Annotated in this window: 21 protein-coding genes; 13 read left to right on the top strand and 8 right to left on the bottom strand. The window is 73.1% G+C overall.

All coding sequences use genetic code 11. The features are described from left to right. The first annotated feature begins 2 nt into the window (after positions 1–2). The 7 genes from ACTOQ1_RS11345 (at position 3) to ACTOQ1_RS11315 (ending at position 9783) form a co-directional block, all read left to right on the top strand. Positions 3–308 (top strand): HPr family phosphocarrier protein, encoded by a 306-nt coding sequence (locus ACTOQ1_RS11345; RefSeq protein ID WP_362686345.1) that lies wholly within the window; start codon positions 3–5, stop codon positions 306–308. Then, complete coding sequence (gene ptsP, locus ACTOQ1_RS11340) at positions 301–1980, top strand: phosphoenolpyruvate--protein phosphotransferase (RefSeq protein WP_440066282.1); 1680 nt, start codon at positions 301–303, stop codon at positions 1978–1980. The genes ACTOQ1_RS11345 and ptsP overlap by 8 nt, the downstream gene beginning before the upstream one ends. A 309-nt stretch (positions 1981–2289) precedes the next feature. Then, positions 2290–5106: an AAA family ATPase gene (locus tag ACTOQ1_RS11335; protein ID WP_440066280.1), complete on the top strand. Its 2817-nt coding sequence runs from the start codon at positions 2290–2292 to the stop codon at positions 5104–5106. 220 nt (positions 5107–5326) lie between these two features. Beyond that, complete coding sequence (gene bdeA, locus ACTOQ1_RS11330) at positions 5327–6271, top strand: bis(hydroxyethyl) terephthalate hydrolase (protein WP_440066549.1); 945 nt, start codon at positions 5327–5329, stop codon at positions 6269–6271. A 302-nt stretch (positions 6272–6573) separates the two neighbouring features. After that, entirely contained in the window at positions 6574–7395 is an 822-nt protein-coding gene (locus ACTOQ1_RS11325) for a DUF3152 domain-containing protein (protein ID WP_440066278.1), read from the top strand. A gap of 294 nt (positions 7396–7689) precedes the next feature. Next, positions 7690–8748 (top strand): NAD-dependent epimerase/dehydratase family protein, encoded by a 1059-nt coding sequence (locus ACTOQ1_RS11320; RefSeq protein ID WP_440066276.1) that lies wholly within the window; start codon positions 7690–7692, stop codon positions 8746–8748. Positions 8749–8778: 30 nt separating this feature from the next. After that, entirely contained in the window at positions 8779–9783 is a 1005-nt protein-coding gene (locus tag ACTOQ1_RS11315; RefSeq protein ID WP_440066274.1) for a DUF72 domain-containing protein, read from the top strand. Between the two features lie 88 nt (positions 9784–9871). Here the strand turns inward: ACTOQ1_RS11315 and ACTOQ1_RS11310 are convergent, their stop codons facing one another. From ACTOQ1_RS11310 to ACTOQ1_RS11280, 7 genes are all read right to left on the bottom strand, one after another. Beyond that, complete coding sequence (locus ACTOQ1_RS11310) at positions 9872–10144, bottom strand: WhiB family transcriptional regulator (RefSeq protein WP_362686321.1); 273 nt, start codon at positions 10142–10144, stop codon at positions 9872–9874. Between the two features lie 209 nt (positions 10145–10353). After that, positions 10354–12012, bottom strand: a complete 1659-nt coding sequence (locus ACTOQ1_RS11305; RefSeq protein ID WP_440066272.1) for a catalase — start codon at positions 12010–12012, stop codon at positions 10354–10356. A gap of 191 nt (positions 12013–12203) precedes the next feature. Next, positions 12204–12596, bottom strand: a complete 393-nt coding sequence (locus tag ACTOQ1_RS11300; protein WP_440066270.1) for a ChaB family protein — start codon at positions 12594–12596, stop codon at positions 12204–12206. Between the two features lie 93 nt (positions 12597–12689). Then, entirely contained in the window at positions 12690–13622 is a 933-nt protein-coding gene (locus tag ACTOQ1_RS11295) for a DUF2268 domain-containing protein (RefSeq protein ID WP_440066268.1), read from the bottom strand. 94 nt (positions 13623–13716) lie between these two features. Further along, positions 13717–15162 (bottom strand): FAD-dependent oxidoreductase, encoded by a 1446-nt coding sequence (locus ACTOQ1_RS11290; protein WP_440066266.1) that lies wholly within the window; start codon positions 15160–15162, stop codon positions 13717–13719. A gap of 1 nt (position 15163) precedes the next feature. Next, a complete protein-coding gene (locus ACTOQ1_RS11285; RefSeq protein ID WP_440066264.1) occupies positions 15164–15769 on the bottom strand; it encodes a PadR family transcriptional regulator in 606 nt (201 codons plus the stop codon). A 254-nt stretch (positions 15770–16023) separates the two neighbouring features. Further along, positions 16024–16788, bottom strand: coding sequence for a hypothetical protein (locus ACTOQ1_RS11280; protein ID WP_440066262.1), 765 nt, complete (start codon positions 16786–16788; stop codon positions 16024–16026). Positions 16789–16991: 203 nt separating this feature from the next. On the opposite strand from ACTOQ1_RS11280, the gene ACTOQ1_RS11275 reads away from it, so the two are divergent. Genes ACTOQ1_RS11275 through ACTOQ1_RS11265 form a run of 3 tightly spaced genes read left to right on the top strand, consistent with a single transcriptional unit; the run spans position 16992 to position 19917 of the window. Continuing rightward, the gene (locus ACTOQ1_RS11275; RefSeq protein WP_440066260.1) at positions 16992–17996 is read left to right on the top strand and encodes an AAA family ATPase; all 1005 of its coding nucleotides are present in this window, start codon (positions 16992–16994) and stop codon (positions 17994–17996) included. Then, the gene (locus ACTOQ1_RS11270) at positions 17993–18973 is read left to right on the top strand and encodes a DUF58 domain-containing protein (protein WP_440066258.1); all 981 of its coding nucleotides are present in this window, start codon (positions 17993–17995) and stop codon (positions 18971–18973) included. The genes ACTOQ1_RS11275 and ACTOQ1_RS11270 overlap by 4 nt, the downstream gene beginning before the upstream one ends. After that, on the top strand, positions 18970–19917 hold the full coding sequence (locus ACTOQ1_RS11265) for a VWA domain-containing protein (RefSeq protein ID WP_440066256.1): 948 nt from the start codon (positions 18970–18972) through the stop codon (positions 19915–19917). Before ACTOQ1_RS11270 ends, ACTOQ1_RS11265 begins: the two co-directional genes overlap by 4 nt. Positions 19918–20091: 174 nt before the next feature. Here ACTOQ1_RS11265 and ACTOQ1_RS11260 read toward each other — a convergent pair whose 3' ends face one another. Next, the gene (locus ACTOQ1_RS11260) at positions 20092–20829 is read right to left on the bottom strand and encodes an SDR family oxidoreductase (protein WP_440066254.1); all 738 of its coding nucleotides are present in this window, start codon (positions 20827–20829) and stop codon (positions 20092–20094) included. 93 nt (positions 20830–20922) lie between these two features. On the opposite strand from ACTOQ1_RS11260, the gene ACTOQ1_RS11255 reads away from it, so the two are divergent. From ACTOQ1_RS11255 to ACTOQ1_RS11245, 3 genes are all read left to right on the top strand, one after another. Continuing rightward, on the top strand, positions 20923–21786 hold the full coding sequence (locus ACTOQ1_RS11255; protein WP_440066252.1) for a LysR family transcriptional regulator: 864 nt from the start codon (positions 20923–20925) through the stop codon (positions 21784–21786). Between the two features lie 153 nt (positions 21787–21939). Next, entirely contained in the window at positions 21940–22551 is a 612-nt protein-coding gene (locus ACTOQ1_RS11250) for a class I SAM-dependent methyltransferase (protein ID WP_440066250.1), read from the top strand. 167 nt (positions 22552–22718) lie between these two features. After that, positions 22719–23276: a TrmH family RNA methyltransferase gene (locus tag ACTOQ1_RS11245; RefSeq protein WP_440066248.1), complete on the top strand. Its 558-nt coding sequence runs from the start codon at positions 22719–22721 to the stop codon at positions 23274–23276. The last annotated feature ends 7 nt before the right edge of the window (positions 23277–23283 follow it).

The following is a 23283-nucleotide window of genomic DNA, read 5'->3' as shown; positions in this document are numbered from 1 at the left end:
AGATGCCGGAGAGGACAGTGGTCGTCGCCTCACGCACGGGCCTTCACGCCCGGCCCGCGAAGATCTTCGTGCAGGCCGCGGCCAAGCAGGGGATGCCCGTCCGCATCCGCGTCGGGGACGGCAAGCCCGTACCGGCGAACAGCATGCTCGCCGTGCTGGCGCTGGGCGCCACGCACGGCACGGAGGTCACGATCGAGGCGGAGGGACCGGGCGCCGACGAGGCGCTCGACTCCCTCGCCGAGCTGCTCGCCCGCGACCTCGACGCCGAAGAGGCCCCTCGTGGCGCCGGAGAGACCTCCCGTGGCTGAGACGCTCGGTGGCCTGGGCGTGAGCTCGGGCCGGGCCGCCGGGCGGGTCTGCCGGATGGCGGGTCCGCCGGAGCTGCCCGCGCCCTCCCCCGTCACCGACGCCGGCGCCGAGCTCGACCGGGCGATGAACGCGCTGCGGGCCACGGTCTCCGAGCTGGCGGCGCGGGCGGAGAAGGCGCCCGACGCCGACGCGAGGGCGATCCTGGAGGCGCAGTCCCTCATCGCCGACGACCCCGGCCTGCACGAGTCCGTGGAGGCGAACGTCAGGTCGGGCAAGGACGCGGCGCACGCCATCGACGAGGCCTGCGCCCACCACCGGCGCGCGCTGGTGGCGGCGGGCGGCTACTTCGCCGAGCGTGCCGCGGACCTCGACGACATCCGCAACCGGGCCGTGGCGGCGTTGCTGGGCCTGCCCGTCCCCGGCGTGCCCGACCCGGGTCACCCGTTCGTCCTGGTCGCCGCGGATCTGTCCCCCGCCGACACGGTGAACCTGGATCCCGGGTCCGTCCTCGCCCTCGTCACCGAGAAGGGCGGCCCGACCAGCCACACCGCCATCCTGGCCCGTGCCCGCGGCCTGCCCGCCGTGGTCGCCTGCCGGGGGGCGGGCGACATCGGCGAGGGGACGTGGGTGTCGGTCGACGGCCTGCGGGGCGAGGTGGAGGTCGGCATCGGCGAGGGGGCCGCCGCCGAGATCCAGCGCCGGGCCGAGGCCGACCGCCGCCGGACGGGCACCGTCCGGGGCCCCGGCCGGACCTCCGACGGCCACCCGGTCAAGCTGCTGCTCAACATCGGTTCGGCGGCCGACCTCGCACCGCAGGACCGGGTTCCCCCGGCGGAGGGGGCCGGGGGCGTGGACGCCGAGGGGGTGGGGCTGTTCCGCACCGAGTTCCTCTTCCTGGACCGGCGCGAGGAGCCGAGCCGCGAGGAGCAGGTGGCCGCCTACGCCGCGGTCCTGCGCGCCGCCCCCGGCGGGCACGTCGTGGTCCGCACCCTCGACGCGGGCACGGACAAGCCGCTGCCGTTCCTCGGGCTGGCCGGGGAGACCAACCCGGCGCTGGGCGTACGGGGACTGCGGGTCTCCCGGGTCAGGCCCGAGGTGCTCGACGCCCAGCTCGACGCCATCGCCGAGGCGGCCCGCGTGACCGGGACCGAGCCGTGGGTGATGGCGCCCATGGTGACGACGGTGGCCGAGGCCGCCGACTTCGCCGGGCGGGCCCGTGCCCGGGGGATCACGCGCGTCGGGGCGATGGTGGAGGTCCCCGCCGCCGCGCTGCGCGCCGGGCGCCTGCTGGAGGAACTCGACTTCCTGAGCATCGGCACCAACGATTTGAGCCAGTACACCTTCGCCTCCGACCGGCAGCACGGGGAACTCGCCGACCTGCTCGACCCCTGGCAGGCCGCGCTGCTCCAGCTGATCGCCGACTGCGCGGCGGCCGGGCGGGCGGCGGGCAAGCCCGTCGGCGTGTGCGGCGAGGCGGCGGCCGACCCGCTTCTGGCGACCGTCCTGGTCGGCCTGGGCGTCACCAGCCTGTCGATGTCCGCACCCGGGATCTCCCCGGTGCGGGAGACTCTCGCCGTCCACTCCCTGCGGCGGTGCCGCGACAACGCCCGGATCGCCCTGGCCGCCGACGACCCCGGACAGGCCAGGAAGGCGATCGCCCCGGACCGATGAGCGCCCCGGCCCCACCCCTCGGCCGGGCCGGCCCCCGCCGGCCCGGCCCCCTCCGCTCCGCGTCCCCTCCCCGGATCCCGCCTGGTGTCCGCTGAAGATCCGCCCGAGGTCCGCCCGGTGTCCGCCTGAGATCCACCTGAGGTCCGCCCGGGGCCTGTCCGGGGCCTGTCCGGGATCCCCTCGGCGCGCATCGGTGAAATCACCGGTCTTTCCTGGGCCACCGGTACACCGGCGCAGGTCGGCGGAGGCCGGTGGGGAACCCCGCCACGCGCTCTTTCCAGGCGCGACACACGCGCGTAACACTGAGGGATGCCCTCCCCCTCCGCCGCCACCCGGTCACCGGCGCTGCACGGCCGTGACACGGAGCAGGACGCGCTGCTGCGATTACTCGACGCCGCCCGGCGCGGCTCCGGGGGCGCGGCGATCCTGCGGGGGGCGCGGGGCACGGGAAAGACCGCGCTGCTCGACCTCGCGGCGGCCCACGCGGGCGGCACCGGCGGCCCCGGCGGCACGGGCGGTTTCGTCGTGCTCAGGGTGCGCGGTACCGAGGCGGAGTCGCACCTGCCGTACGCCGGGCTGCACGGCCTGCTCAGACCGGTCGCCGACCGGCTCCCCGCGCTCCCCCCCGCGCAGGCGGAGGCACTGACCCGGGCGCTGGAGCTGGGCGCGGCGGACGGCGGGCTGACGCTTCCCGCGGCGGTCCTCAACCTCCTGGCGGCCGCCGGTGGCCCGGTACTGGCCTGCGTCGACGACGTTCACCACCTCGACGCGCCCAGCCGCGCGGCGCTCTTCTTCGCGGCCAGACGGCTGGCGGGGGAACCGGTCGTGCTGCTGTTCGGGGCCGACGACGGCGGCGACGGCGGCGACGGCGGCGACGGCGCAGCCGCCCCCGACGACATACCGGCGTTCGAGCTGGGCGCCCTGGACGAGAAGGCCGCCAGGCGGCTCGCCGACGACCTGGTGCCGGGACTGGCCGACGACGTACGGGCGTCGCTGCTGGAGATCGCCTGCGGCAACCCGCTGGCGCTCGGAGAGCTCGCCGGGTCGCTGAGCCCCGAGCAGATCTCCGGCGCCGCCGCCCCGCCCGGAACCCTGCCGAGGGGCGGGCGGCTCTGGCGCGCGTACACCGACCGGCTGGCGCGGCTGCCCGGCGAGACCGCGGACATGCTCCTGCTGCTCGCGGCGGATCCCGACCTGGAGGCGGTCACCCTGGCCGACGCGGCGGAGCCGGGGTGCGCGCCGGCCGCGCTGGAACCGGCGGAGCGGGCGGGGGTGATCGTCCATGTCGGCGGCGGCGGTGGTGCCGGTGCCGGTGACCGCTACGACTTCCGCGAACCGGCGATGCGGACGGTCGTCTACGCCGGCGCCTCCCTCGCCCGCCGCCGCACCGCGCACCGCCTGCTCGCGGGCATGCTGTGCCACGACCACCAGCGGCTGCGGCGGGCCTGGCACCGGGCCGCCGCGATGGACGGCCCCGCCGAGTCGCTCGCCGACGAGCTGGCGGCGGCCGCGGCGGCGGCGACCTCCCCCGGCGGCCACCCGGCGGCCTTCCTCGCCTTCGAGCGGGCGGCCGAGCTGACCGAGCACGGCGACGTCAAGGCCGCGCGGCTGGCCGCGGCCGCCAACCGCGCCTGGCACGCGGGCCTGCCCCGCCGCGCCCGGTCGTTGCTCACCCGCCTGCAGTCGCTGACGATCTCCGAGGAGGTGCGCAGCCAGGCCGAGCTGATCCGCGGCAGCCTGGAGATGCGCAGCGGGAAGACCGGCAGTGCCGGGGAGGACCTGCTGGCGGCGGCCGAGTCGCTGCTGGACAGGGATCGGGGGCAGGCCGTGCGGGTGCTCATCCGCGCGGGCGAGGCGAGCTATCTGGCCGGCGACAACCTTCGCTACCTGGACATGGCGCGGTGGGCCGCCACGCTGCGCCGCCCGGACGACCCGGCGGCCACCCAGCTGATGTTCGAGTATCTGGCCGGTACGGCGGCGACCTTCGACGGCCGTCACCGGGAGGCGGCCGATCCGCTCCGCCGGGTGCTGGAGCTCGCGCCCTCGGTGCGCACCCCCTCGGTGCTGGTGTGGGCGGGCGTGGCCAGCCTGCTGCTCGGCGACGACGCGCAGGCGGTGCGGTTGTGCGGCCGGGCGGTGGAGACGGCGCGCGCCCGCGGGGCGGTCTCCACGGTGCCGCAGGTCCTGGAGTTCATGATCAATGCCGAGCTCTGGATGGGCCGCTACGCCTCCATCACCGCCAGCGCCGTCGAGGGGCTCCGGCTGGCCCAGGAGCGCGGGCGGCCCAACAGCGCGGGCCAGCACCTGGGGTGGCTGGCCCTCACCGCGGCCGTCGAGGGGGACGAGGAGACGTGCGCGATCAGGGCGGCGAGCGCCATCGAGCTGGCGGGCGCCCACGGCGTGTGCGTGGCGGGAGCGCTCGGCACCTGGGCGCTGGCCCACCTCGACCTCGCGGCGGGCCGGCACGCCGACGCCGCCAAGCGGCTGCGGGCCACGACCAGGGCGGACGGGACCAGCGGCCACCTCGTCGTGCGGGTCATGTCCACCCCTTTGTTCGTCGAGGCCGCCGCGCGCACGGGCGACCGGGAGCGGGCCGGGGAGGCGCTGCGGGTGCTCGACCGCTGGGTGGGCAGCACCCGCAGTCCCGACCGGCGCGCGCTGGCCACGCGCTGCCACGCGCTCCTGGCCGCCCCCGGCGACGCCGAGGAGTACTTCAGGGCCGCGCTCGACCTGCACCACCAGGGGTTCTCCGAGTTCGAGACGGCCCGCACCCAGCTGCTCTTCGGCAGCGCGCTGCGCAGGAACCGGCGTCCGGGCGCGGCCAGGGAGCACCTGCACAGCGCGCTGGAGACGTTCGAGCGCTCCGGCGCGCGGCTCTGGGCCGAGCAGGCCCGCGCCGAGCTGCGCGGGGCGGGAGAGGCCGTCCGGTCGCACCGCCCGAAGGCCACGGAGAAGCTCACCGCGCAGCAGTACCAGATCGCGCGCATCGTGGCGGACGGCGCCACCAACCGGGAGGTGGCGGCCCGGCTCTTCCTGAGCCCGAGGACCGTCGAGCACCACCTCAGGAACATCTTCGCCAAGCTCGACATCCGCTCCCGGGTGGAACTGGTGCGGTTGATGTCGTGATTCACCGGTGTTGACCAGTGCGATGGAGTACGGGTGATTTCACCGATGCACTCCGGGACTGACAGGGAGAAAGTTACGTCTGTCAGAAACCCGAGGGGTCACCCCGGTGCGCTGACCGTACCGCCGCCGTTCCCGGTGGCGGGCCGACGCGCGACGAACGGCCGTCCGCCTCGACCGCCGTATCGCCGTGGTTCCCCCCACAGGAACGGAGTACAGCAACGTGCAGCCGTACGGCACCACCCCCCAGGCCCCCGCGCCCAGGCGTTCCCGCCGGGCGACGACGGTCGCCACGCTGACCCTCGCACTCGCTCTGCTCGGCACCGGCGGGACCCTCGCGCCCGCCGCGCAGGCCGTCGCGGCCCCCGCCGCTCAGGCCGCCTCCGCCGGTCCCTACGACCGCGGCCCCGACCCGACCGACTCCAGCATCGAGGCGGTCAGAGGACCCTTCTCGATCTCGGAGACCACCGTCTCCTCGCTGCGGGTGAGCGGCTTCGGCGGAGGCACGATCTACTACCCGACGTCCACCGCCGAGGGGACGTTCGGCGGGGTCGCCATCGCCCCCGGATACACCGCGAGCAGGTCCACCATGGCCTGGCTCGCCTCGCGGCTGGCCTCCCACGGCTTCGTCGTCTTCAACATCGACACCAACACCCGCTACGACCAGCCCGCCAGCCGGGGACGGCAGCTGCTGGCCGCGCTCGACTACCTCACGCGGGAGAGCTCGGTCGCGAACCGGGTCGACGCGAACAGGCTCGGCGTCGCCGGGCACTCGATGGGCGGCGGCGGCACGCTGGCGGCCGCCGACAGCCGGCCCCAGCTGCAGGCGGCCATCCCGCTGACCCCGTGGCACACGACCAAGAGCTGGTCGGACCTGCGCGTCCCGACAATGATCATCGGCGCGGAGAACGACTCGGTCGCCTCGGTGACCCTGCATTCCAAGCCGTTCTACAACAGCATCCCCGCCTCCTCGGAGAAGGCGTACCTGGAGCTCGACGGCGCCAGCCACTTCGCGCCCAACACCTCCAACACGACGATCGCCAAGTACAGCGTCTCGTGGATGAAGCGCTTCATCGACGACGACACCCGCTACGAGCAGTTCCTGTGCCCCGCGCCCAGCAACGACAGGAACATCTCCGAGTACCGGGACACCTGCCCGCACTCGTAGGACCGCGGGACCGCGGGACCGCCACCGGGCCACGGCACCGGCCGCGGCCCCCGCCGCCGGCCGGTGGTTCCCCGCGACAGCCGGTGACACTCGGCCACATAGGTCAGCAAACCATCTGTTAAGCCAATGAAAGGCTTGTTAAGCCCATAAAACCCCTGATCCGACGGCGGCCGCGACATGCGGCCGCCGTCGGCGTACCCCCCGAAGTTCCCCGGCGCCGCCGTCATATGACGGATTTTCTCCTGGTTTGATCAGTTACCGCCGAGGGGCAATAAGGTTTACGGTCTATGTCCAGGAACGCAATGAGACGTGACCCTAAGACCGTTCTGTGGCTTCTCGCGCTGAGCATCGTGGTCACCTTCACAGCCGGTGGGGCCACGGTGCTGAGCGGTCACCTCGAACCCGTTCCCGACAGGCCCGTGCCTCCTGACGCCGCCCCGCCCGGGATACCGGCGGTGCCCGCGACGCCGACCCCGCCGCCGCGACCCCAGGACCTTCGAGACACGGCCGCGCCCGCGAACTCCGCCGGTCCCACGCCCCCCTCACCGGCCAAGGAGCCGCTGCTGCTCGCCAACGGCCGGCAGCAGCCGCTGAAGGTGAAGGTTCCCAGGTCGGCCAAGGGCCGCTACACCGTCGCCCCCGGCGAGGCCCGGCCTCCCCGGGGGAAGGGCAAGGTGATCCGGTACGTGGTGGAGGTCGAGCGGGGCCTGCCGTTCGAGGTGGAGGAGTTCGCCGCCGAGGTGCACCGGATCCTCAACGACCCGCGCGGCTGGGGGTACCGGTTCAAGCGGGTGGCCCGCGGCCCGGTGAGGATCAGGGTCTCACTGAACAGCCCCGAGACGACCGACAGGCGGTGCCTGCCGATGCGCACCAACGGCATCCTCTCCTGCTGGAACGGCGGGCGCGCGGTCATCAACGCGGTCCGCTGGAACAGCGGGGCGACCGGCTACGGCCGCGACGTGGCCTCCTACCGCGAGTACGTCATCAGCCACGAGGTCGGCCACGGCCTCGGCCACGGCCACGTGTCCTGCCCGGGGCGCGGCCGGCGGGCGCCGGTGATGCTCCAGCAGACCAAGTCCCTGTACGGCTGCCGCCCCAACCCCTGGCCGTCCCCCCGGCGCTGACCCACCGCCGTCTCCCCGCCGCCCCTCGCGGGCGGCTCCGGGAACCCGGGGCGCGACGGTCCGGGCCGGCCCGCACGGCGGGCGACGGACCCGGCCCCGCATCCGGCCCCGCATCCGGCCCGGCCGGTGGACGACGGACCCGGCCCCGCATCCGGCCCCGCATCCGGCCCGGCCGGTGGACGACGCCCCCCGAACAGCCGGACGCGGCGATCGCGTGTCGCCGGATCGTCTCCCCGTACGGCAAAGCAGTCGTGAGAATGGATTCACCGGGCCCTCCCGGGGCACCCGGTAGGCATGCGAGTAGTAGTCGTCGGCGCGACGGGAAACGTGGGCACGAGCGTGGTGTCCGCCCTCGCGGCCGATCAGGACGTCACATCCATCGTGGGCCTGGCCCGCAGGCAGCCGGACTGGAATCCGCCCAAGACCACCTGGCGGACCGTCGACGTCGCCGGCGGCGACCTGGCGCCACACCTGGAGGGAGCCGACGCGGTCGTCCACCTGGCGTGGCTGTTCCAGCCCACCCGTGCCCCGGTGACGACCTGGCGGAACAACGTCCTGGGCAGCATCAGGGTCTTCGAGGCCGCCGCGCGGGCGGGTGTCTCCGCGCTCGTGCACGCCTCCTCGGTGGGCGCCTACTCCTCCGCTCCCAAGGACCGGGCCGTCACCGAGGACTGGCCGACCCATGGCTGGCCAGGTGCCGCCTACGGCCGGGAGAAGGCCTACGTGGAGCGGGTGCTCGACCTGTTCGAGCGTGACCACCCCGGCATCAGGGTCGTGCGGTTGCGGCCGGGGTTCATCTTCAAGCGGGAGGCGGCGGTCGGGCAGCGGCGCCTGTTCGGCGGGCCGTTCGTGCCGCAGCGGCTGGTACGGCCGAGCCTGATCCCGTTCGTGCCCGACACTCCCGGGCTCCGCTTCCAGACGGTCCACACCGACGACGTCGGCGAGGCCTACCGGCTGGCGGTCACCCGGCCGGTGTCGGGTGCCTTCAACATCGCCGCCGACCCGGTGATCGAGCCCTCGGTGCTGGCCGAACTGCTCGGTGCCCGGCTGGTCCCCGTCTCGGGCTGGGCGCTCAGGAGCACCGTCGCCGCGGCCTGGCACATGAGGCTGATCCCCGCCTCGCCGGGCCTGGTCGACCTGGTGCTCAGAATGCCGATCATGGACATCGGCCGCGCCCGCGCCGAGCTGGGCTGGCAGCCGCGCCACACGGCGGTGGAGGCGATGAAAGCGCTGTTCGAGGGACTGCGGGGCGCCGAGGGCGCCGAGGGTATGGACACCCCGCCGCTGTCGCCGAGCACCGGAGGGCCCGCGCGCCTGGGTGAGCTGGCCGGCGGCGTCGGTGGAAGGCCTTAGCGGCCCGGCGGCGTGAGGGAGGACGCGGGTATGGGCAGGATCCTCGTGGGCACGGCCTCGTGGACGCACCGGTCGCTGCTGGAGTCGGGCTGGTATCCCCCCGACGCCTCCACCCCGGCGAAACGCCTGGCCTACTACGCGACGAGGTTCCCGATCGCCGAGGTGGACGCCACCTACTACCACCCGCCGTCACAGAGCACCGTGGAGGCGTGGCGCGACCGTACGCCCGCGGACTTCACCTTCGACGTCAAGGCGTTCTCCCTGCTGACCGGGCATCCCACCCGGCCCGCCTCCCTCTACAAGGACCTGCGGGAGGACCTCGGCGCACCCCCGCAGCGCAACCTCTACCCGAAGGACGTGCCGCGGGAGATCACCGACGAGGTCTGGCGGCGGTTCCTCGGCGCGCTGGAACCGCTGCACGAGGCGGGCAAGCTGGGGGCGGTGCTCTTCCAGTTCCCGCCGTGGTTCCCGATCGGGGAGGGCAACAGGCGCTACATCCTGGAGTGCGCCCGGCGCTGCGCGCCGATGCGCGTCAGCGTCGAGTTCCGCAACCACACCTGGATGGACGAGGAGAGCCGCGAGGACACCCTGGCCTTCCTCGCCGGGCACGATCTCGCGTACGTGGGGGTCGACATGCCCCAGGGGCACACCTCGTCGATCCCGCCGGTCCTGGCCGCGACCTCCGGCCTCGCCGTGCTGCGGCTGCACGGGCACTCCGACAAGTGGACCAGCAAGAACGTCGACGAGCGCTTCGCGTACATGTACTCGGAGGCGGAGCTCGCGCGGTGGGCGGCCAGGATCCTGGAACTCGCGGAGGGGGCCGAGGAGACCCACGTGCTCTTCAACAACTGCTGCGCGGACAACTCCCAGCGCAACGCCGCCCGGTTCCGCGCCCTCGTCGGGGAGACCGGGGGGCGCGAGGAGACTGGGGAGCGGGGTGGAACCGGCGAGCCTGGCGGGCAGATCGCCCTGGACTACGCGCCGGGCGGGCAGGGCGGAGCGGGCAGGCCCGTGAGGGGCCGGATGGCCGGCTGACGGCCGACGCGGAAAAGGACCGGGACGCGGGGACCCGGAACCCTGAGAATACCGAAGAGGCCGGGACGGCCCGTCGCCGCGGAAGGCGTCATCTGACCCTGCGCCTCTCCCCTGTCATGGCGGCCCTGCGCTCCTCCGGGGTGGTTCCTCCCCAGACGCCGTACATCTGCTGGGTGTTCAACGCGTACTCCAGGCAGCGCCCGCGCACCGGGCACCGGCGGCACACCGCCCTGGCGCGCTCGTACTGCTCACGGCCCGGCCCCTCGTAGGACACGGGGAAGAAAAGCTCGGGGTCCTCGCTGAGGCAGGACGAGCGGCGGGACCAGTGGATGATCGGAATGACGTTGCTCTTAACAGGCATGGCGATCCAATTGGGAGTAGGAAAGGCTCAGGTGTCGGCGGCTCAGGTTGAGGATCGCGTGCCCGCTGTAATGGCATTCATACCTTTTAAGCGGAAAAATCGGGCGACCTTGACCGAGGATTTCGTGCTGTCCCGACGCCGTCACCTCCGTTCACGACTCCCCTCCGCGCCGGGCCGGAGCGCGGCCCGCTCCGACCCGGCGACGGGTCCTACAACTGCGCCCGCGTCCTCTCGTCGGGCACGCAGTGGGTCATCTTCAGGCCGGTCACGTCGCGCGGCCCGTTCTTGCCGAGTCCGGACATCCGCTCGCGGTCCTCGTCGCCCAGGTCCTGGCCGGCCAGCGGCTCCAGGTGGGAGACGTCGTCGGGGCCGATCCCGAGTCCCTCCCCGACCCTGAGCCCGAGGTCGTCCTCGACCATCAGGAAGTGCCAGACCATGCGCTCCTGGACGGCCCGGTCGGCCTGTCTCAGCATGCCGACGAAGTTGAGCACGAGGTCGTCGCGCTCCCATTCCTCCATCAGCAGGTAGCGCTGGCCCGCCTGGGTGTAGTCGTTGGTCCGCGGGATGCGCTTGCGGGTCAGCCGCCCCGAGACGACCGGCCCCTGCTCGTCGTGGGTGGGGTACCGTCCCTCCCTGAGCCCCCCGGTGATGGACGGCTCGTAGTTGACGTGCGGGTTCTCGCCCTGCCCGTCGACGTGGTAGGTCATCTGGCCGTCGCGCTGGTTGGTGCGCACCTCGGCGTTCTTGGCCTGGTTGACCGGCAGCTGCAGGTAGTTCGGGCCCACCCGGTGGCGCTGGGTGTCGCTGTAGGAGAACGTGCGGCCCACCAGCATCTTGTCGTCGGAGAAGTCGAGACCGTCGACCAGGACGCCGGTGCCGAAGGAGATCTGCTCGTTCTCGGCGAAGTTGTTGGCCACGTTGCGGTCCAGGACCATCCTGCCGACCGGCATGGGCGGGAACTCGTTCTCCGGCCACACCTTGGTGTCGTCCAGCGGGTCGAAGTCCAGTTCGGGGTGCTCGTCGTCGCTCATGATCTGCACGAGCAGCTCCCACTCGGGGTGGTCGCCCCGGTCGATCGCCTCGCGCAGGTCCTTGGTGGCGTGCCCGAGCTCCTGCCCCTGTACGGCGGCGGCGTCCTCGGCGGTCATGCTGCGCACGCCCTGCTTGGGCATCCAGTGGTACTTGACCAGGTGGGTCTCACCCCGGTCGTTCACCCACTTGTAGGTGTTGACGCCGAAGCCCTGCATGTGCCGGTAGTCGGTGGGGATGCCGCGCGGGCTGAACAGGTTGACGATCATGTGCATGCTCTCCGGTGTCTGCGACATGAAGTCGAAGATCCGGCCGGGCTCCTGCCTGAACGTCACCGGGTCCGGCTTGAGCGCGTGGATCACGTCGGGGAACTTGATGGCGTCCCTGATGAAGAAGACGCCGAGGTTGTTGCCGACGAGGTCCCAGTTGCCGTCCTCGGTGTAGAACTTCACCGCGAACCCGCGCGGGTCGCGGGCGGCCTCCGAGGAGTCCCTGCCGCCGATCACCGTGGAGAACCGCACGGCCACGTCGGTCCGCTTACCGGCCTCCTGGAAGAGCTTCGCCCGCGTGTAGCGGCCGATCGGCTCGTCGCCGAGCTTGCCGTAGGCCTCGAAGTGGCCGTAGGCGGTCGTCCCCCGGGCGTGGACCACCCGCTCGGGGATGCGCTCGCGGTCGAAGTGGCTGATCTTCTCCAGGAACTGGTAGTTCTCCAGCGTGGCCGGTCCCCTCGCGCCGACCGTGCGCTGGTTCTGGTTGTCGTAGACCTGGTGCCCCTGACGATTCGTCAGGACCGGACGGTCATCGCCCGGCTGGGGTCCCGTGCTCGGCACATCCGTCATGACGACGCTTCCCTCCCTGCCGCGGTCGCTTCGGCGTGCGATATACACATCGATACACGGCCCCCCTCATCCGACATAAGGCGCTTTATGGCGATAAGGAAGAAAATCTTCGCAAAAAGGGGCGGCGATTTACGCAGGGCGATACCCACCCGGGAACACGGCCCCCGGGTGGGTATCCGGCACTCAGGAGCTCAGCGGGCCTTCGCCGTGGCCCGCCGGTTCGCCTTCTTGATGGCCGAGACCAGCTCCTCCTTCGACATCGTGGACCGCCCCCTGACGTCCAGGCGCCTGGCCACGTCGTACAGGTGCTGCTTGGAGGCGTTGGCGTCCACCCCCTCGGCGGTCTCGCCCGCCTTGGGCCCGCTCCGGGCGGCCTGGGCGTCGGACGGGCCCTTGCGGCCCTTCGGCTCCCAGTGGTCGCCGACCTTCTCGAAGGAGTGCTTCAGCGCTGCGAACGCCGTGCGGTGCGCCCGCTCCCCCTCCCCGTAGGTCTCCACCGCGGAGTCATGTGCCTTGATCCACGTCTCCTGCGCCTTCTTCGGCGAACGCCGCAGGGTGGTCGGGATCTCCTCGCGTGCCGGCATCGCGTGGTCACCTCTCCTCTTCCTCGCAGGTCGAAACCTCAACGGCGACATGCCCGCCCGATCGCCGATCATGCCGTCATCGCCGCCTACGGGTCAGGCCTCGTCTCCCCCCGCCGAGACCCCGGAGACCATCTGGGACTGCCGGGGCCGCTGGACGGTCACCCCGGCGTTGCGCAGGATCTCCTCCCCGGGCAGCACCGTGCTCTGCGCGACCGTCAGGCCGGACGCGGCCAGGTGGGCGTCCACGATGCGCAGTCCCACCCCGTAACCGGCCATGTCGGGAACACCGGCCGGTTCCTGGCCGAACCTGCGCATGGCCGCGTCGCCCAGCACGTAGGCCGGGGTGTTCCACATGCCCTGCAGACCGGCGGCCGCGATGATCGTCTCGTACGCGCGGTCGAACTCCGCGCCGGTCACCATCCCCGACCACGGGCCCATGGCCTCGGGGCCGGACAACTCCCTGACGAACGCCTCCGCCAGCCCCTCGGACACGACGTGCTCGCCGACCGTGACCGTCGCGGGGTTCCACTCCACGTTGTGGTAGCGCACCTGGTGGTGGAACTCGTGCACCGCGCAGTGGGCGATCCTGCCGATGACGTCGTCCGAGGGCCAGGCCAGCAGGTAGAGCCAGCCCGGCGAGCCGCCCATGCCGTAGTAGCCGCCTGCGACGTCCATGAGGTACGCGTCGCCGGGGTCGCCGAGCACGAGCATGACCCGCAGGCTCTCCGGCCCCTTGAGGTCCGGCACCGCGTCGCCGAGGTGCCTCCAGGCGGACCGCAGGGCCTCCTCGATCCGGCCGCGCACGTCCTGCTCGACCAGCCGCCGCAGCGCGGGGAGGTGACGGTCGTCGTCACGGTCCACGCGGAAGCCGCCGCCCATGTGGTGGATGTCGACGAGGTCGCCGGGCATGGGAATGGCCTCGCGCATGGGCGCCAGCATCGCGCGCAGCGCCTCCGGGCGCCGCTCCAGCGGGAGGTTCGCCAGGTCCAGCATGGCCCGCGGGGTGTCGTGAACGATGATTTCCATGGCCTCGACGGTAAAGTCTCCCGTTACGGGAGGCTCAAGCGAATTACCGGCGAGGACCCGGGGGAACGCGGCGTCGGTTACGGATCGCCCGCCCTCAGGGGCGCGCCACCGCCTCCCTGCCCGGTCCCGCCTCCCCTTCCCCTGCCGCGCCGTCGGTCCACAGGCGGCCGAAGCTCATCCGCTTGACCGGCGGCAGGGTGTCGCACAGGCGGAACCAGGCCTTCGCGCCGCGCCGGACGAGAGGGCTTCCGGAGATCATGAACTCCGCGAACCTCGCGGAGGTGCGGACGGCACCGAAGCCGTACTCGCGCATCCGGGTCTCGTAGCCGCCTATGGCCTCCGTCAGGCCGCCCCGGCCCCGCTGGAACGCCACCAGCCTGCTCGCCAGCAGGGCGGCGTCGCGCAGCGCCGTGTTGGCGCCGAAGCCCATCGCGGGCGTCATGTTGTGGATGGCGTCCCCGAGCAGCGTCACCGGCGTCGCGGGCCACGGGCCGACGGGGACGGAGGTCTTGAACGGCATCAACTGGACACTGGCCGGGTCGGCCTCGGCGACCAGGCGGCGCAGGTCGGGATGCCAGCCGGAGGTCATCGTCCCGGCCAGAGCCTTGAGCCCGTCGCCGTCGAGGTCCGCGGCCCCGGCCGGATAGGCCCCGCGAGGGGCGACGAAGGCCCACAGCACGTAGTCCTGGAGATCGTCGGCCAGGGACCTCAGATCGAGCCCGAACCCGGCGAGACCGGTCTCCAACTCGGCGAGGCCCCCTTCCCGCGCGGTTCCTCCGGCGGCCCCGGGCTCGCGGGCGGGACCGGGACCCGCCCCCCGCGCGAGGAGGCGATCCGCCCTGTGCCTGCCGTTGAAGGCCGCGGTGAACATGGCGCTCCCGCTCGGCGGCAGGATGAGGTTGAGCCCGTCGGCGAGGTTTCCGGGCAGCCACCCGCGGACCCGGTCGTCCAGCGGCAGCCGGGCGCCGATCGCGAGCGCGCCGGTGTCGACGCGGCGGGCCCGCGGCAGATACTGGCCGCGTACGCGCGAGCCGGCGCCGTCCGCGCCGACCAGCACGTCCCCGGTGGCCGAGGTGCCGTCGGCGAAGAAGGCGACGATCCTGCCGTCCGGCCTCACCTCGTAGCGCTGGAAGGTCCTGCCGTGGTGGACGACGCCCTCCAGCCCGGCCAGCAGGAGCCTGCGCAGGGTGGTGCGGCTGACCGCGTACTGGCCTCCCGAGGGGTCGGCGGCCCCGCCGGTCATCACGCTCTCCTCCACGAACACGAGTTCTCGCAGCCGGTGGGTGTGGAAGCCGAAGCCGGGGCCGGGGTGGCCGGAGGTGGCGAGGAACGCCTCCCACAGCGGGCCCGGCAGGCACCGGTGCAGCGCCCGGCTGCCGATCTGGTTCAGGTGGATGCGGTAGCCCCGCACCCAGCCGGCGGCGTCACGCTCGCGCTCGTAGACCTGGACGTTCACCCCGGAGGGTGACAGCGCCTGGGCCAGCGCCAGGCCTCCTATGCCGCCTCCGACGACGAGGACGTCGAGTGGTTTCGCGGGCATGTCAGGCTCCTTCGCCGTCGTTGTCCCCGTCGTTGTCGCCGGGGGGCGTCCCGGGGGATCCCCCGGCGGCGCCGAGGAGCCGGGGCAGTTCGTCGAGCAGCGTCTCGTGCCAGGTGATCTCCGCCCGCAGGCGGACGAGGGTGTGGTCGAAGCCGAGCGGTTCGAGGCCCCGGAGGTGGGGGGTGGCCGCCTCCCTCAGCCGCCGCCAGGTCTGGAACTCGGCGGTGAGCTTGCGGTGCCGGTCCTCGATGACGGCCCGCAGCTCCTCCTCGTCCATGTCGGAGCTGAGCTGGAGAGCGAGGTCCACGGGATCGGGCCGCAGGCGGGTGTCGCGCAGGGCCGCCTCGCGCAGCGACTCCAGCTCCAGCCCGCCGTCCTCGGTGATCGCGTAGACGGTCCGTGCCGGGAGGTTGCCCTGCTGCTCGGTGCGCACCGTCTCGATCACCCCTTCGGCCTCCATCCGGTGCAGCGCCCCGTACAGAGACCCGACCTTGATGTCGGTCCACAGCTCGGTCCTGTCCGTCTGCGCGCTCTGCCGGATCTGGTGACCGTGCATCGGCCCCCTGCGGGCCAGCGCCCCCAGGATGAACAATCGCGTACTACTCATGCGACTACTCAAACACGAGTAGGTGAGGATAGTCAAACATGAGTACTCGCAAGCGAGTAGTACGGTGGAGAAGACCCATGGGACCTCTCCCTGGACGCACACCCGGCTCACTTCAGGCGCGACGGGCGTACCTCGCCCGGACAGGCCTGTTCGGCAGGGGAGTGCGATCTCCCCGCCTGGGCGTCCGCCCGGCTCGCTTCAGGCCCGGCGGGCGTATCCGGCCCGGGGCGTCCGGACGCCCCGGGCGGGCATCCCTAGATGGGCTCGCCCTCGTTCTCGTCGCCCTCCTGCGGGCCGGGCGTGCCGGTCCCGCTCTGGCTCGGCGACGGCGACGGGGTGGGCCGGCCGGGCTCGGGCGTCGCCGGGACCGGCGGCGGGGTCGGGACGAACACCGTGGGCGGCAGCGGCTTCGGCAACGGCTCGAAATCGTCTTCCCTGCGCAGCAGGAACCAGACCATCACCGCCAGCAGCACGAGCAGCGCGGCCAGCACGACCCCGGCGATGATCACGGACCTGCGGGTCTCGGTCGGCGGCGGCGCGCCCTTGGGCGGCGCGGGCAGCGCGGGCGAGCGGTCGCCCACCCAGTGCGGCGCGAAGTCGGGGCCGTGCTGCTCGCCGATCAGCGTGCCGCTGACCAGCACCGGTTCGAGGAACCGCTCCGCCCCGGCCCTGTCGGGCTCGTACGGCGTGGCCACCCACGGGGCGCTCCCGCCGTCCATCGCCAGCACCTGCGGGACCGTGTCGGCCACCGCGGTGCGCGCGCGTGTCGCCCTGGCCACCCAGCCCCGCACGCCGGAACGGCTCGCCGTCGCGTCGCGGACCCCGGTGACGAAGCGGTCGCGGGCCGCAGGGTCGAGCGCCGCCCCCTTGGTCAGCACCGCGACCGAGACGGCCCGGCCGTCGGGCGCCAGCCCGAGGTAGACCAGCCCGGCGGGTCCCACGCGCAGGCGGGCCTGCACCAGGAAGGGCCCCAGCTGGGGCGGGTCACCGTACTGGAGTGGAGTGGCCACGTCTGACATGAAAGCACACCCGGCCGATCACACCACGCCCCGCGGGCCGCCGGGATCGGGCCGCCCCGCGGGCACGCGGGGCACGCCGGGGGCGCATTGCGGGCACGCGGCGGGCACGCGGCGGGCACGCGGCGGGCACGCGGCGGGCACTGTCAGGAAATACGGAGCGGGCCCGTCGTGCGAGCCGCCATTTCATTTGATGGAATACCGACATGACCGTCGCCGAAGAACTGCCGAGCGAGACCGACACCGGATTGCTGCGCGACGCCCTGACCGAGGTCCGGCGGGTCATCGTCGGGCAGGAGCACATGGTGGAGCGGTTGCTCGTGGCGCTCCTGGCCAGGGGCCACTGCCTGCTGGAGGGGGTGCCGGGGGTGGCCAAGACCCTGGCGGCCTCGACCCTGGCCACGGTGGTCGGCGGGGAGTTCGCCCGCATCCAGTTCACCCCGGACCTGGTCCCGAGCGACATCGTGGGAACCCGGGTGTACCACCCCTCCCGCGAGGCCTTCGACGTCGAGCTCGGCCCGGTGTTCGTCAACTTCCTGCTCGCCGACGAGATCAACAGGGCCCCGGCCAAGGTCCAGTCGGCGCTGCTGGAGGTCATGGCCGAGCGGCAGGTGACCCTCGCCGGGGAGACCCATCCGCTGCCGAGGCCGTTCATCGTGCTGGCCACCCAGAACCCGATCGAGTCGGAGGGCGTCTACCCCCTCCCCGAGGTCCAGCGCGACCGGTTCCTGTTCAAGGTCCGCGTCACCCATCCCAGCGCCCACGAGGAGCTGGAGATCCTGCACCGGATGAGCGTGACCCCGCCGACCCCCAGGCCGGTGCTCGACCCCGCGCGGCTGGCCGCGCTGCAGGCCATGGCCGACCAGGTCTCGGTCCACCAGCTCGTCGCCGACTACGTGGTCAGGCTCGTGATGGCCACCCGCTCCCCCGCCGAATACGGCCTGGCCGAGCTGCAGGAGAACATCGAGATCGGCGTCAGCCCCCGGGCCACCCTCGGCCTGGTCGCCGCGGGACGCGGCCTGGCGCTGCTGCGCGGCCGCGACTACCTGCTCCCCGACGACGTGCGCGACGTGGCGGTGGACGTGATGTCCCACCGGCTGATGCTCACCTTCGACGCCATCGCCGACGGGATCGACCCCGAGGACGTGGTCCGCCAGGTCCTCGCCGCGGTGCCGCCACCGCTCGTCGTCTGGAACCAGGGCCCCCGGTGACCGGCCTCGAAGGCGCCGGCGATCCTGACCTGAGTACGGCCGAGCAGGCGTTGCGGCGGCTGGAGCTCACCATCGTCCGGCGCCTGGACGGGCTGCTGCAGGGCGCCCACCAGGGGCTCCTCCCCGGTCCGGGAAGCGAGTTCGGCGACAGCCGGGTCTACGTGCCCGGCGAGGACGACATCCGGCGGATGGACTGGGCGGTGACCGCCCGCACGACCGTCCCGCACGTGCGCGACCTGATCGCCGACCGGGAGCTGGAGACCTGGGCTCTGGCGGACCTGTCGCCCAGCATGGACTTCGGCACCGCCGGCATGGAGAAGCGGGACCTGGTCGTGGCCGCCGTCGGGGCGATCGGCTTTCTGTCGGGCCGGATCGGCAACCGCTTCGGCACGTACGTCCTGCACGACGAGTACGTCCACCGGATGCCCGCCAGGAGCGGCCGTCCGGCGCTGTACGGCCTGCTGCACTCGCTGATGGACGCCCCCAGGGGCCGCGCCGTCGCCGGTGCCCCCGACCTGGCCGAGGCGATCGAGATCCTGGCCTCGGCGCGGCGGCGGCGCGGCCTGCGGGTGATCGTCTCCGACTTCCTCGACCCCGAGCCCACCCTCGATCCCGGCCTGGAGCTGCCCTGGGAGCGGCCGCTCCGGCGGCTGGCCGCCCACCACCAGGTGCTGGCCGTCGAGGTGATCGACCCTCGCGAGCTGGAGCTGCCGGCGGTCGGGCTGGTCAGCATGACCGACCCGGAGACGGGACGCAGCCGCCAGATCCAGCTCACGCCCCGGGTCCGCCAGGCCTACGCGGAGGCCGCCGCCGCGCAGCGGATGACCAACCAGGTGGCGTTGCGCCGCTGCGGGGTGGCCCACCTGGTGTTGCGCACCGACCGCGACTGGGTGTTCGACATCGCGCAGTTCGTGCTGCGGCAGCGTCGCATGGCACACCTGACCCATCGGCCCCCGAGGTCGGGAGCGACACGGTGACATTCCTCTCTCCGGCCTGGCTGTGGCTGTTCGCCGCGCTGGCGCTGCTGGTGGCGGGCTACGTGGCCGCCCAGTTCGCCCGGCGCCGCTACGCGCTGCGCTTCACCAACCTGCCCCTGCTGACGCTGGTGTCCCCCGCCGGGCCCGGCTGGCGGCGGCACGTGGCCCCGGCGCTGTTCCTCGTCATGATGAGCCTGCTGATCGTGGGCGCGGCCCGTCCCGCCGACTCGGTGCGCGTCCCCCGCGACCGGGCGACGATCATCATCGCGCTGGACGTCTCGCTGTCGATGGAGGCCGACGACGTCCAGCCGAACCGGATCACCGCGGCCAAGGAGGCCGCCCAGAAGTTCGTCGCGGACCTGCCGGAACGGTTCAACGTCGGGCTGGTCGCCTTCGCCCGTTCCGCGTCGGTCGTGGTCTCGCCCACCACCGACCACCAGGCGGTCGGCACCTCCCTCGGCACCCTGACCACCCGGGCGGGCACCGCGATCGGCGAGGCGGTGTTCAGCTCCCTGGAGTCGCTGCGCTCCTTCGACCAGCAGGCGGTGACCGACCCGCCCCCGGCCGCGATCGTGCTGCTGTCCGACGGCGACAACACCTCGGGACGTTCGGTGGCCGAGGCGATCGACTCGGCCAAGAGCGTACGGGTCCCGGTCTCCACGATCGCCTACGGCACCCAGGAGGGGACGGTCTCGATCGACGGCCGCGACGTGAACGTACCGGTGAACAAGGCCACCCTGCAGACCCTGTCGGAGGGCACGGGCGGCCGGGCCTACGAGGCGGAGTCGGGCAGCGAGCTGAAGCAGGTGTACGAGCAGATCGGCACCTCGCTGGGCTACCGGACGGTCAACCAGGAGATCACCCAGTGGTTCGTGGTGGCGGCGATCCTGGCCGGGCTGCTGACCGCCGGGGTGGCCCTGCTGCTGGGGTCGCGGATCCCCTGACCTCGTGCCCCTCACCCGGTGAGGGCGGGCGTACGGGTGGGAGCGCGGCCGAGGCTTTCCGGCAGGTCGAGACCCGGCACCGGGCGGGACCCGCACGAGTCGCGGCACTCCCCGGGCGTCCGCGGCCGCGTCGGGCACGCCAGGGCTTACGGCATGGTCGCGACAGGTTCGGGGTCACCAGGGGATGACGCCGTCGTCCTCGAAGAACGAACCGCTCGGGCCGCCGTCGGGCAGCGTGGCGAGCCGGATCGCCGTGGCCGCGCCCTGCTCGGGAGTGCGGGGCCCCTGGAAGCCGGTGAAGTCGGTCGCGACCAGGCCCGGGCAGGCGGCGTTGATCAGGATGTTCGTACCGGCCAGTTGCCGGGCGTACTGCACGGTGACGGCGTTGAGGAACGACTTCGACGGCGAGTAGGCCGCCATGACGGGGCCGATCTCGATGTCCGGGTCCGCCTGCCGGGTCAGGGAGGCGACGGCACTGGAGACGTTGACGATGCGTGGCGACGCCGAGCGCCGCAGCATCGGCAGCATCGCGTTGGTCACCCGGATGACACCGATGACGTTGGTCTCCACGACCGCGCGGACCACGTCGAGGTCGAGCGTGGTCGGATCCTGCACCCACCCAGGACCCACCTCTCCCGAGATACCGGCGTTGTTGACCAGGACGTCCAGGCCCCCGGCCCGCCGTTCGACCAGTTCAGCGGCGTCGGTGACGCTCTGGTCGCCGGTCACGTCCAGCGGCACCCCGAACGCGTCCGCCCCGGAGGCGCGCAGCTTCCCGACGGCGGCCTCGCGCCGGGCCTCGTCGCGGGCTCCCACGCCCACGCGGTACCCGAGGGCACCCAGCCCGGCCGCGATCTCGTATCCGATTCCCTTGTTCGCGCCGGTCACCAACGCGATTCTCGTGTCGCTCATGCCGTCGATGTTCGCTCGCGGACGAGCGGTGCATCCAACACCGATACGGTGCCCTGTCATACCCGGTAGGTATCACCGAGGTACGCTGTGGCCGTGGACACCCTGGAGACCCGCGAGTTGAGATACTTCATGGCCGTCGCCGAGGAGCTGCACTTCGGCCGCGCCGCCGAGCGCCTCGGCATGGCCCAGCCACCGCTGTCCCGGGCGATCCAGCGGCTCGAGCGGCGCCTCGGCGTCTCCCTGCTGGAACGCAACCGCCGCGGCGTCTCCCTGACCGGCGCCGGAGAAGTACTGCTGCACGAGGGCCGCGCGGCCCTCGACGCGACCACCGCCGCCGCTCGCCGCACCCGTCGCGCCGGTGGCGCCGGCGGTCCGGGCGGCCCCCGCGACCGCCTGGTGCTGGCGGTGAAGGCCGCCGCGTCTCACGAACTGCTGCAGAAGCTCCTCGACGCCTACGCGGCCGAGCCCGGCGCCGCCGAGATCGAGGTGCTGCCGAGCGGCATGTGCGAGCAGGGGGAGATGCTGCGCGATGGCCGCGCCGATGTGGCGCTCATGCACGCGCCGTTCAACTCCCTGGCCGGGTTCGACAGCGAGGAACTGATGACCGAAGGGCAGATCGCCATCCTGCCCGCCGAACACCCCCTCGCCGCGCGCACGACGTTGTCCCTGGCCGAGGTCGGCGACATCCCCGATCTTCCGCTCGCCCGCTGGTCCCGCCACGGCACCTACCCGCCCGGCCCGGGCCCCGAGATCCACGACCAGACGCAGCTGGCCCAGCTGATCGCCCTCGGACGCACCGTGGCCGTCTTCCCCGACTCCGCCCGCGCCTGGCTGTGGGCCGAGCACACCGCCGTCCCCCTGACCGACGCGCCCCCCGTCGTCACCCACATCGCCTGGCCCGCGCACAGCCGCTCCCTCGCCCTCGCCGGGCTGATCCGCACGGCCACACGGCTGTGACCCTCTCCTGCCCTCCCGCTTCTCCGCCTCCCGCTCGGCCCCGGCCGGCGGCTTCGTGGCGATGAGCCCTGCACGACGTGGCCCGCCCCCGGTCGTCCGCCCCGGCCCTTCCCCAAGACCGGCCGGTCCCGGCCGTTGGTAACGTTCTACGACGTGGCACATTACTTCGAGGAGCGCCCGGAGACCGCGGGCCGTCCCGGCTCGGTCACGCTCGTGCTCCCCGACCTCCATCTGAGACTGGAGACCGACAGCGGGGTGTTCTCCGCCGAGCGCGTCGACCAGGGCACCCGGATCCTGCTGGAGAGCGTCCCCCCTCCGCCGCCGGGCGGCGACCTGCTCGACCTGGGCTGCGGCTACGGGCCGATCGCGCTGACGATGGCCTCGCGCGCCCCGGAGGCGACGGTCTGGGCGGTGGACGTCAACCGCAGGTCGATCGAGCTGTGCGCGAGAAACGCCAGGGCCGCCTCCCTTGACAAAGTAAGGTCGATGCATGTCGACGAGGTCCCGCCGGAGGTGCGGTTCTCCGCCATCTGGTCCAACCCGGCGATCCGCATCGGCAAGGCCGCGATGCACGAGATGCTGACCCGCTGGCTGTCGCGCCTCACCCCGGACGGCGTCGCCCACCTGGTGGTCCAGAAGCACCTGGGCTCCGACTCCCTGCAGCGCTGGCTGAACGAGCGGGGCTGGCCCGCCGAGCGCGTGGCCTCCCGCTCCTCGTACCGGATCCTCCGGGTGGAGGCGCGCCCGGAGGCGGAGTCGCGGTGAGCCCCCGCTCCCCCGCGAGCACGCCGGCGCGGCGGGCACGGTGGGCACGGTGGGCACGGGCGGACGGGCACCGGCGGGCACGACCGGCGGCACGGTGGCGGGCGAGAAGCGGATCACCGCGAGACACGCGGGACGAACGAGGAACGACGAGGAACGGTGAACGACCGATGACGGCGAACCCGCGCAGGCAGCTGCGCCCGACCGATGTCAAGCGCCTCAACCGCACCTGGCGGAGGAACACCGAGGGGCGGCTGGCCCTGATCCTGGAGTCGGTGACCGGCCCGTTCAACATCGGCTCCATCTTCCGCACGGCCGCCGCCTTCGGCGTGGAGCGGATCTGGCTGGCGGGCAACGCCACGCCGCCGACCAACCCCAAGGCGCAGAAGACCGCGCTGGGCACCGACCGGCTGGTGGCCTGGGAGGAGCCGGTCCCCGTCCTGGAGGCCGTACGGGCGGCCAAGGAGGACGGGTTCGCGGTGGTCGCGGTGGAGCTGACCGGGGACGCCGTGCCCCTGCCCGAGGCCAAGCTGGGCGGGGACGTGTGCCTGGTGGTGGGCAGCGAGGACCACGGGTGCTCCCCCGCGCTGCTGGAGGCCGCCGACGGCGTCTGCTACATCCCGCAGGTCGGCCGGGTCGGCTCGTTCAACGTCGCGGTGGCGGCGGCGATCGCGGTGGCCGAGGCCCGCCGCCAGGAGTGGTCGGGCAAGGTGCCGCCCGAGGAGTGAGGGCGCG

The sequence above is a fragment of the Streptosporangium sp. OZ121 genome, assembly GCF_051918885.1.
In the GTDB taxonomy this organism is placed as follows: Bacteria; Actinomycetota; Actinomycetes; order Streptosporangiales; family Streptosporangiaceae; genus Streptosporangium.
The sequence above is the reverse complement of the archived record's forward strand: the minus strand, read 5'-3'. Positions and strand labels throughout refer to the sequence as shown.

Coding starts and splice junctions, on each gene's coding strand:
- ACTOQ1_RS11345 (WP_362686345.1), top strand. CDS start 3: ATGCCGGAGAGGACAGTGGTCGTCGCCTCACGCACGGGCCTTCACGCC.
- ACTOQ1_RS11335 (WP_440066280.1), top strand. CDS start 2,290: ATGCCCTCCCCCTCCGCCGCCACCCGGTCACCGGCGCTGCACGGCCGT.
- ACTOQ1_RS11325 (WP_440066278.1), top strand. CDS start 6,574: ATGAGACGTGACCCTAAGACCGTTCTGTGGCTTCTCGCGCTGAGCATC.
- ACTOQ1_RS11320 (WP_440066276.1), top strand. CDS start 7,690: ATGCGAGTAGTAGTCGTCGGCGCGACGGGAAACGTGGGCACGAGCGTG.
- ACTOQ1_RS11315 (WP_440066274.1), top strand. CDS start 8,779: ATGGGCAGGATCCTCGTGGGCACGGCCTCGTGGACGCACCGGTCGCTG.
- ACTOQ1_RS11310 (WP_362686321.1), bottom strand. CDS start 10,144: ATGCCTGTTAAGAGCAACGTCATTCCGATCATCCACTGGTCCCGCCGC.
- ACTOQ1_RS11305 (WP_440066272.1), bottom strand. CDS start 12,012: ATGACGGATGTGCCGAGCACGGGACCCCAGCCGGGCGATGACCGTCCG.
- ACTOQ1_RS11300 (WP_440066270.1), bottom strand. CDS start 12,596: ATGCCGGCACGCGAGGAGATCCCGACCACCCTGCGGCGTTCGCCGAAG.
- ACTOQ1_RS11295 (WP_440066268.1), bottom strand. CDS start 13,622: ATGGAAATCATCGTTCACGACACCCCGCGGGCCATGCTGGACCTGGCG.
- ACTOQ1_RS11290 (WP_440066266.1), bottom strand. CDS start 15,162: ATGCCCGCGAAACCACTCGACGTCCTCGTCGTCGGAGGCGGCATAGGA.
- ACTOQ1_RS11285 (WP_440066264.1), bottom strand. CDS start 15,769: ATGAGTAGTACGCGATTGTTCATCCTGGGGGCGCTGGCCCGCAGGGGG.
- ACTOQ1_RS11280 (WP_440066262.1), bottom strand. CDS start 16,788: ATGTCAGACGTGGCCACTCCACTCCAGTACGGTGACCCGCCCCAGCTG.
- ACTOQ1_RS11275 (WP_440066260.1), top strand. CDS start 16,992: ATGACCGTCGCCGAAGAACTGCCGAGCGAGACCGACACCGGATTGCTG.
- ACTOQ1_RS11260 (WP_440066254.1), bottom strand. CDS start 20,829: ATGAGCGACACGAGAATCGCGTTGGTGACCGGCGCGAACAAGGGAATC.
- ACTOQ1_RS11245 (WP_440066248.1), top strand. CDS start 22,719: ATGACGGCGAACCCGCGCAGGCAGCTGCGCCCGACCGATGTCAAGCGC.